5 protein-coding genes and 1 tRNA gene are annotated in these 4,100 nt (G+C 58.5%); 3 read left to right on the forward strand and 3 right to left on the reverse strand.

All coding sequences use genetic code 11. The annotated features are described in order from the left end of the window. On the forward strand, window positions 1-329 hold a 329-nt coding region (locus A2I95_RS26900), incomplete at its 5' end, for a TRAP transporter large permease subunit (protein WP_291734838.1). A gap of 11 nt (window positions 330-340) precedes the next feature. Further along, entirely contained in the window at window positions 341-787 is a 447-nt protein-coding gene (locus A2I95_RS26905) for a thioesterase family protein (RefSeq protein WP_291734839.1), read from the forward strand. 4 nt (window positions 788-791) lie between these two features. On the opposite strand, the gene A2I95_RS26910 is transcribed toward A2I95_RS26905, so the two are convergent. Both A2I95_RS26910 and A2I95_RS26915 read right to left on the reverse strand, forming a co-directional pair. Next, complete coding sequence (locus A2I95_RS26910) at window positions 792-1,985, reverse strand: crosslink repair DNA glycosylase YcaQ family protein (protein WP_291734841.1); 1,194 nt, start codon at window positions 1,983-1,985, stop codon at window positions 792-794. Next, window positions 1,985-3,010 (reverse strand): LacI family DNA-binding transcriptional regulator, encoded by a 1,026-nt coding sequence (locus A2I95_RS26915; RefSeq protein WP_291734843.1) that lies wholly within the window; start codon window positions 3,008-3,010, stop codon window positions 1,985-1,987. Before A2I95_RS26915 ends, A2I95_RS26910 begins: the two co-directional genes overlap by 1 nt. A gap of 146 nt (window positions 3,011-3,156) precedes the next feature. On the opposite strand from A2I95_RS26915, the gene A2I95_RS26920 reads away from it, so the two are divergent. Further along, a tRNA-Arg gene (locus A2I95_RS26920) sits at window positions 3,157-3,233 on the forward strand. Between the two features lie 202 nt (window positions 3,234-3,435). On the opposite strand, the gene A2I95_RS26925 is transcribed toward A2I95_RS26920, so the two are convergent. Further along, window positions 3,436-3,924, reverse strand: coding sequence for a hypothetical protein (locus A2I95_RS26925; protein ID WP_291734845.1), 489 nt, complete (start codon window positions 3,922-3,924; stop codon window positions 3,436-3,438). Window positions 3,925-4,100: the final 176 nt, after the last annotated feature.

A 4,100-nucleotide genomic window follows, 5' to 3' on the forward strand; every position in this document is an offset into this window, starting at 1 on the left:
TCAAGGACGCCATTGCTGCCGGAGCCGAATTGACCCGTGAGCAGATGAAAGAGCTGGGCATCCGGGTGACCGAAGGCCGGGTGAACCGGATCGAGGCGGAATATGTCGCCATCTGGTTCGGGATCCTGGTGCTGATCGTGGTCGAGGTCGGCCTGATTACTCCGCCGGTGGGCATGAACCTGTTCATCATCAACGCGATGGACCGTAAGACCAAGATGATCGACACCTACAAGGCGGTGATGTTCTTTGTTGCCTCTGACCTTATCCGGGTGGTCATCCTGGTTGCCTTCCCGATCATCACGCTGCTGCCGCTGATGCTGATGCAATGAAGGAAGCTGGTATGACGGAACAATCTTCTGCTCCGGCGCGGCAGGGTTTCATCCATGAAATCCGCGTCGGCTGGGGTGACTGCGATCCGGCGCGGATTGCTTATACCGGGCGGCTGCCAGTTTTCGCGCTGGAGGCGATTGACGCCTGGTGGGAACATCACCTGGGCGGCGATGGCTGGTATCAGATGGAGCTGGACCGCGGTACCGGCACGCCATTTGTGCACATGAGCATTGATTTCCGGTCACCGGTTACACCGCGGCACCGGTTGAAATGCGAGGTCTGGCCTTCGGCATTGGGTGGTAAGTCGGTGACTTTCCGGGTGAATGCGCGGCAGGATGGGGTGCTGTGTTTTGAGGGCAGGTTTGTTTGTGTCTTCATTGCTCCGGAGAGCTTTACTGCAAAACCCGCACCGGAGGATTACCGTCAAGTGATCGAGGCCCAGCTACGGCCCGAGTAATTCCTCAGCGCAGCCAGCCGTTTGTGAAACTCACTCTGCTGAGGCCCGCAAAGCGCGCAACCCGGTCCAGCTCTGCCTCCAGCCGTTTTGTGCGGGGCAGGGACCATTTCACATCCCGTTCAGGCCATACGGCGGTGACGCGCAGGACGCCCGCGTCCCGGTCCGCCTTCATATCGATGCGGCCAACCAGGCGTGTGCCTTCCAACAGCGGAAAGACGTAATAGCCGTACTGGCGCTTGAGTGCGGGGGTGAAGACCTCGATCCGGTAGTGGAAACCGAACAGCCGTTCCGCTCGCTTGCGGTCGCGCAGGGCTGGGTCAAAGGGGCTAAGCACCCGCATCCGGCCCGGTGCCGGACCCAATTCCGCGGCGGCTTCCACGGTGCCCGGACGGGCGAACACTTTGCGCAGCTTGCCGTCCGCCTGTTCGACTTCAATCTCTTCCAATTCTCCCAGGCGCAGCTGTTCGGCGCACCATATCTTGGCTTCCGCCGGAGAAGCGGTGTCCCAGAACGCCGCGAGCTCGCCGGAGGTGGCAAAGCCCAGCCGGTCCATCGCGGCGGAGCAAAGCCAGTTAATGGTCGCAGTCTCGTCGCAGGAGGTGCCAGGGCGCAGATGCTCCTCAATTACTCTTTCGGTCAGGTCATAGCGTTTCTGGAAACCTTCACGCCCCACCACTGTCAGCGCGCCTGAGCGCCAGAGATATTCCAACGCGGTCTTGGACGGGTGCCAGTCCCACCAGCCGCCGGAGCCCTTCTTTTCATCCTTGCCAAGGTCAGAAGAACTGACTGGACCATGATCCCGCACATGGTTCAGAACGGTTTCGAACTGCGCCTCAAACCCGTCGCGCCGCCAGTTGCGCCAGCGATTGCGCAGCAGCTCGGTGTCACGCTGAAACCGCAGATGCCAATGAGGGTAAAACACCATCGGGATCACCGCAGCGTCGTGGGTCCAATGTTCAAACAGCTCGCGGTCCCGCTCGTAGAGCTGCTTTAGATGTTTGGCGCGATAGCCCGGGCGGCGTGAATAGAGGATCACGTCATGCGCGCGCGCCACCGTGTTGATGCTGTCGAGCTGCACAAACCCAAGCCGCTGGATCAGCGCCAGCAGATCCGCTCCCTTGGCCGGGCCTGCTGGCTGCTCCAGCAAGGCATGGCAGTCCAGAAACAGTCGCCGCGCGCTTTGATTGTCCAGCCGCATCAACGCCGTTTCAGCGTGTCACCAAAAGAAATGGTCGGGGTCAGCGTGACATGCTTTTCGATCTCGGCGTCGGGATCTTCCAGCTGCGCCGCGATGATCTCCGCCGCTTTGCGCCCGATGTCCAGGCGGCAGGCGTCCATTGTAGCCAGCTTGCGGGGCAGCCCCTGCAGCAATTCTACCCCGTTAAAGCCTGCAAGGCCGATCTGGCCCGGCACATCAATGCCCTGATCGAGCAAATACAGCAATCCACCCGCGCCGATCATGTCATTGGAGAAATAGAGGAAATCCAGTTCCGGCGATCGTTCCAGCATGGCCTGAGTCATCTCGCGCCCCTTGGCCAGGGCCGAGCCGCCTGAGTAGAATTCGCGGTCCTCGATCTCCACGCCTTCCTTGGCCAGCGCCTCGGTGAAACCTTCGAACCTCTTTCGCGCCCGGTGATCAAGCGGCATTTTGGTGCCCATGAAGCCAATGTGCCGGTATCCGGCCTTAAGGATCGCCTTGGCCATTTCGCGGCCCGCGCGACGGTGGGAAATACCGACCATCGCATCCACCGGCTTGCCGTCAGTATCCATGATCTCAACCACCGGGATGCCGGCGCTGTTCAGCATGGCGCGGGCGGCTTCGGTATGCTCTAGCCCAGCAATGATCACACCTGAGGGGCGCCACGAGAGCATCTCGTACAGCACCTTTTCCTCTTTCTCGGGCTGATAGTCAGTCACCCCGACAACCGGCTGCAGCTCGGTGTTCTCCAGCACCTTGTTGACGCCGGTCAGAACCTCGGGGAACACCATGTTCGACAGCGAGGGGATGATCACCGCCACCAGGTTCACCCGGTTCGAAGCCAGCGCGCCGGCGATCTTGTTGGGCACGTAGCCCAGCTCCTTGGCGGCGCTCAGCACCTTGCTGCGGGTCTTTTCCGACACATCGCCGCGATTGCGCAGAACGCGGCTCACGGTCATTTCGGAAACACCGGTTGCTTCGGATACATCGCGGAGGGTGAGAGGGCGCTTGCTGTCCGTGGTCACGTTCCTGAGCCTCTTGTTATTGCTGTATGCAACGTTAGCGCAGACATCGGTTGCTGCACAATGGAAACTGCGCGTGGCAAATCGCAATCGGTCCCGCCCATCCCATTGTGATCGCAAGAGGGATTTGTTATCGCGTAATCAAGCGCGGCCCCGTGGCTCAACTGGATAGAGCAGCCCCCTCCTAAGGGGCAGGTTGCAGGTTCGAATCCTGCCGGGGTCGCCAAATAAATCAATAGCTTACTGATCATTAACCCGACATTACATCCGCTCCCGGAACGAAACGCGGAACGAAATGGCATGATTGGCGCGACGCTCACAACCAAAGTGTGATGATGCAGTCTTGGCAAGTTTCCGAAGAAAACGCAGGCATCAGCGAACGTTGCTTTCAGCCATGTTGATGATCCAAGCTTCAGGCCTGGCAAAAACTAACAGGACTTCAATTGACCATGGGCAAAGGTTTCGACAACCTTCAGCGCTTCCACGGATGCCGCAATGATTTCTTCTTCGCGGTGCGGGAGGTCGCTGAACCTTCCACCATGACAAAGATCGTTGAGTAGAACGCTCTGAATCTCAATGCTATGATCGCTGATCAGAATTTTCACGAAATCCTCAAAGCTCTGAAGGTCGGGTCGGCAAAACTTCCACATCCCCTCAACCACCGAACGTATCGAGTTTGGTGTAGTATGGTCAGGCTTTTTATCGCCTTTGCTGACCTCAAGCACATCTCTAAGCTGAAGCATGTGAGGCGTTGCGAATGCCTTTTGGTTGCTCAGGCGATGCTTGCCATCTTCCGCAACCAGCTGAAACAGACCACCGCCTTTGACGACGTTGTTGGTGCTGACCACATTGTAAAAATTGTTGTTGTGGCTCAGCAAGATCATCCTCGGGCGTATGAGTTGCGGTTGTAAGCTCATTTGAATGTCACCTTCCTCGGAAACGCGAAGGTATTTTAAAGCTCCCAATCGGCATTGTTGCAGAACTCATGCTTGCGGCGTGACATCCCCTTTCCCCACTGACGTCACGCCACGCGAACGATCTCGGCGGTGCCGAGGGCGTAGAAGCGGTTGATGAGAGCGATGCGGATGTGGAT

It is taken from the genome of Leisingera sp. F5 (assembly GCF_001593695.1).

Bases quoted from the DNA above. Each gene is read 5' to 3' on its own strand.
- A2I95_RS26905 (WP_291734839.1), top strand. From the start codon at position 341: ATGACGGAACAATCTTCTGCTCCGGCGCGGCAGGGTTTCATCCATGAA.
- A2I95_RS26910 (WP_291734841.1), bottom strand. From the start codon at position 1,985: ATGCGGCTGGACAATCAAAGCGCGCGGCGACTGTTTCTGGACTGCCAT.
- A2I95_RS26925 (WP_291734845.1), bottom strand. From the start codon at position 3,924: ATGAGCTTACAACCGCAACTCATACGCCCGAGGATGATCTTGCTGAGC.